The 4,586-nt window shown below is 32.5% G+C and carries 4 protein-coding genes; 1 reads left to right on the forward strand and 3 read right to left on the reverse strand.

Going from position 1 to position 4,586, the window contains the following annotated elements; genetic code table 11:
* Positions 1-315: 315 nt before the first annotated feature.
* The 3 genes from N4A55_RS01285 to N4A55_RS01295 all read right to left on the reverse strand — a co-directional run bounded on the left by N4A55_RS01285 (position 316) and on the right by N4A55_RS01295 (position 2,466).
* Positions 316-1,572 carry an IS110 family transposase gene (locus N4A55_RS01285; protein ID WP_293753597.1) on the reverse strand — a complete coding sequence of 419 codons (1,257 nt, stop codon included), beginning with the start codon at positions 1,570-1,572 and terminating at the stop codon, positions 316-318.
* Between the two features lie 339 nt (positions 1,573-1,911).
* Positions 1,912-2,265: a hypothetical protein gene (locus N4A55_RS01290; RefSeq protein ID WP_293753598.1), complete on the reverse strand. Its 354-nt coding sequence runs from the start codon at positions 2,263-2,265 to the stop codon at positions 1,912-1,914.
* Between the two features lie 15 nt (positions 2,266-2,280).
* Entirely contained in the window at positions 2,281-2,466 is a 186-nt protein-coding gene (locus N4A55_RS01295; RefSeq protein WP_293753599.1) for a SymE family type I addiction module toxin, read from the reverse strand.
* Positions 2,467-3,757: 1,291 nt separating this feature from the next.
* Between N4A55_RS01295 and N4A55_RS01300 the strand changes: the two genes are divergently transcribed.
* Complete coding sequence (locus N4A55_RS01300) at positions 3,758-4,231, forward strand: GNAT family N-acetyltransferase (protein ID WP_293753600.1); 474 nt, start codon at positions 3,758-3,760, stop codon at positions 4,229-4,231.
* The last annotated feature ends 355 nt before the right edge of the window (positions 4,232-4,586 follow it).

A 4,586-nucleotide genomic window follows, 5' to 3' on the forward strand; every position in this document is an offset into this window, starting at 1 on the left:
AACTATCCATAACTATAAATCTAAATATAATGTAGGAATAGAATATTCCTTTTATCATTAATGCAGTTAACATAATGAGTTAACCACTGATTTATAGTTCATATATAAATAGATGTAGGATTATAATATATATCGGATAGTATCATACTGATGATAAGTCATAATATCACATCTATTTATATATCACTGGTGATGGGATGATACAGCACTTTTATTCTCTGTAGTATTTTTATTATAGCAGATAATTTCATGTTAATTGTGTCAATCATGATATTTCAATCAATCATGATAATGGATAGTACTTAAAATTCAATCCTAGCCACATTTAGAAGTAGCATTATTATTCCTTGTCTCAATTGATGGAATGGTATATTCCTTCTTGTATTTTAGCATGTTATAGACGATATTGACTAATCGCCTAGAAACGCAAACCAAGGCTTGTGACTTTGTTTTACCTTCTGATATTTTTCTATGATAGTATTCATATAGAATGGGGTTCTTAGGTGTTCCTGTGCTTCTGTGTGTCCCTACTTGTCGAATGGCAATATAAAAGAAAATACTATTCAATTTCCGATTTCCTCGTTGATTTCTAAAGTTCTTTTCTGTAGACCCCGAACTATAAGTTACTGGGGCAATGCCACTGTAACGTGCAAGTTTTGCAGAAGTCTTAAACCGATTAATATCACCTATTTCAGATAATAACTGTGCTGATGTAATAAGGTCAATACCACTGAAAGATTGGAGATTAACCTCTAGTTCATCAATATAAGCCTGTAATAGTTCATCTATAGCAGAAATTTCTTGTTTCTTATATCTGATGTCATTTACATAACTACGAATAAGAAAGCACCTTGTTTCATCATGAGCCAGTCTATCCCCATCTTCTGCAATCAAGTCAAGAATAAACTTAGCCCTTTTGTGATTAAGGTAATTATGGCTTTCTACACTAAGGAACTCGCCTAATTCTGCTATTGATACATGCTCTAAATACTTGGCACTAGGATACTTGTACCAAAAGGCTAAGGCTGTCTTACCAGTTAATTCACTAAAGAATTTGTTATAGTTATAGTATTGAAAAGTTAGTTGCATATGTAGCTGATTAACAACAGAAATACGTTGGTCAACAAGTTTATTACGTCTAGTCATCAATTGACTAATCTTATAATAGATACCATTATCTTTGGTGACATCTTCTAGCCTGTCCAACTCGTCTAAAAGCACCTTTGCTACGCAAAAAGCGTCGTATTCATCTGTCTTATGTAATGTTGTATTTTTCTTAGCTTCCTGTGCACTTAGAGAAGAATTGACAAACTTTACTTGTTGTCCATTATCAATGAGAAAATGGCATAAGGCTCTACCAACTCCCCCAACATCTTCAAGACCATAAATAGCTTGTAGCGAATAAACAATTTCATAAGTACGTACCAAGTCTAATAGTTCCCGAAAGCCTGACGGTTTATTTTCAATCTTAATAGACCCTATCACCTCATGCCAACAGTTCATGACGATAGCTGTATGGCTCTTACGGTGAGGGTCAACCCCTACATATAAATACCTTTGTTTCTTGTGCATCTGTATCACTCCATTTCTGATGAATAAAAACGCAAACATCCACAACACCAGTATCAAACTGTTATTAAACAGCCGTACAACGATAGTCCAGTTAGCTTTTACATTTCCTAATCAGAACAGAAAGATAGCATAAAAACAACATATTCAGTTGTCAAAGTACGCATTAAATTCTTAAACAATGGCTCTAGCAGTAAAGCCAATGGTTAAACACTTAATTGTATAAATAGTAATGTATATAGAAGGAATAAGACAGCTTCACATGGATAGTATCAGTTTTACACTTAATAAATGCAACATACTCCTGCAAGTAATAAACTGCCTACTCCCTTCATAGCGTAATTAGTGGGGCATTATCTTCGATATATCCCAAACCTTCGTCCAACCACCCTCTTTAAGAGTCTTTGGACTGACAGCTTCGGAGTCATATTTCTTAATAACTGTACGGTCTTTGACATTTTCTAAAACCAAGCGATTTGACCGTAAAATAAGCTTTTGAAAATACTTGTCCTTGTTGTCATCTTCTGTATTAACGCTTTTCTCCCAAACAGTAACAGAAGCGTTACGAAAATAGAATCTCAAAGCTTGTTCAATGATGTCATTTGCTCCATGTAATTCTTCAATTAATGATGCCCTATGCTTCGCCATAGTCAATAAATCTTCATCTAAAGTGGTACTGTACCTTACTCTAGCCATAACAAATCACTCTCCCTAATCTTTCTTAATCTTAATAATTAACTGTTCCTTATCTTCTATAACGTGTATCTTATCACCAATGTTAAAACCATGCTTCTCAAGCCATTTCCCTTGAAGCCTAATAACTGGATAGGTGGAATACCCCTTCCTAAATCCAAGGTAATTAGTAACGCTACAAACTGTTAAAGTACGTAAATTCATAGTAATTATCTCCTTCCAAAGTAGTTGAAAGGAAAACAAAAAAGTGCAAACCTACACTTGTAAAACCATGTAGAATTATCTATAATGAATAGAAAGGTTGCTATAACAGCGAATGCTGTATGTGTAGGTACTGTGATACCTGCATATGCTTCCAAGTATGCCCGTACTTGGGAGATATGGCGACCTTTTTAGTTTTCCAAGTAAAATCAATAGCCAAGAGAAGAGAGCAAGACCATCTAGGGTAGGTGCTACGAAGTGTTTAAAAGATCTTCCCCCCTCTTAAATCTTTTCAGGGTCTTTCTCTGGGGTCATAGAAACCAAGAGCCATCTATATGTCCACGACCCATTAAACCCTATTACCTATCTTTTCTAAATTCCCTATATAGGGCAGTTCGTATAATAGAATGACAGTAACACGCTTCATTCAGACAATGAAAAAGAACACGCATAATTTTAATGACATATTGCATATCTTCACCCCCAATAGCTATAGGATTCAGCTGTTTTGTTGACTAGCTTTGGTCTATCATAGGGTTTATTAGAGGTCAATGATTATTTTAAATAATTTTTTATTGTTCTTTGTTCTTCTATATTGATATAATAAGTCTATTAGGAGATACTCTTATATTTTTGAACTATGGAGAGGGAGTAATATGAATATATATATTAACATTGCAATATTTGCAGATATTTATATTAATGTCGTGCTCAACGAGCTATCATTGAAGATATAAAAGAAAAGGATATTAAAAGATTATTCTTGGCTTTGTATATGTAAAGGATCACAAACAAAGTATGTTATTAATACCCTAAAGAAACTTAATCCTTTTGTTTGAAGTAAAAGTAATATAGATGAATGGTTTAAACAAGTGGAAAAAGTTAGATGCCCAACTAGTAAAAATGAAATTATGCTTTTAATGAAATTAAAACACAATCCTTATATGTACATGGGTATAAGATTCTATGTGTTCACGCAACACGTGGAAATATTGATATAGCACTTCTGATATAATCGAAGATTCACTTAATAATGTTACAACACATATTCTACTATGTGGATATGCACATAAAACATTTGTTATAAACCATAAAGAATCATCTAGTAAGCTACGAGAAAAATCAGAATTAGAAAGAAGAGAAACTTTCCTTATTGGGATGATTATATAAAGAATATGACTAAGATGATGAAACTAAAATCTTAACGAATAACTATTCTATAATAACATTGCCAAAAAAGAAATTTCTAATCAAATAAAAAATTGTATTTATATCAGTAACTGGAGGTACTATATTGAAATATAGACAAATAGCTAATAACGAAATTGAAAAAAATGAGTATCATAGAATGCGTTATGCTCTCTGGTCACATCATACTGAAAAAGAATTATGGGATGAAATGGAATATATCTTAAAAGGCAAAAATTTCTATAAGAATGAATTATCATGGACTGCATTTGTTGTTGTTCGTGATGATGGAAAGTTAGGAGGTTTTATAGAAATGACGCTATACCCAGAATTAAATTTCTGTGATTCAAAACCTGTCGGTTACATTGAAGGTTGGTATGTTGATAAAGATTTAAGAAGGAAAGGGACAGGAAAAAATCTTGTTAAAATAGCAGAAAATTGGCTTAGAGCAAATAACTGCTTAGAAATAGCATCTGATGTAGAATTACATAACAAGGTTAGTCAGCAGGCACATACAGCTTTAGGATTTAATCAATCCCACATAAAAGATAATTGTATTTTCTATAAAAAATCAATATAACAGTAACGCTTATATTCATTAATAATTATAAGTGGATAAACCACTATTTATTAGATAGCTATGTCAAAAAATTAGCTATTTTTTTTGTGTCTTACTTATCGTCAGGACAAAGAACAATAAAAAATTATTTAAAATAATCATTGACCTCTAATAAACCCTATGATATAAGCTGTTCAGTCAACAAAACAGCTGAATCCTATAGCTATTGGGGGTGAAGATATGCAATATGTCATTAAAATTATGCGTGTTCTTTTTCATTCTCTGAATGAAGCGTGTTACTGTCATTCTATTATACGAACTGCCCTATATAGGGAATTTAGAAAAGATAGGTAATAGGGTTTAATGGGTCGTGGAC

This window comes from Vallitalea sp. (assembly GCF_025211055.1).
GTDB lineage: Bacteria > Bacillota > Clostridia > Lachnospirales > Vallitaleaceae > Vallitalea.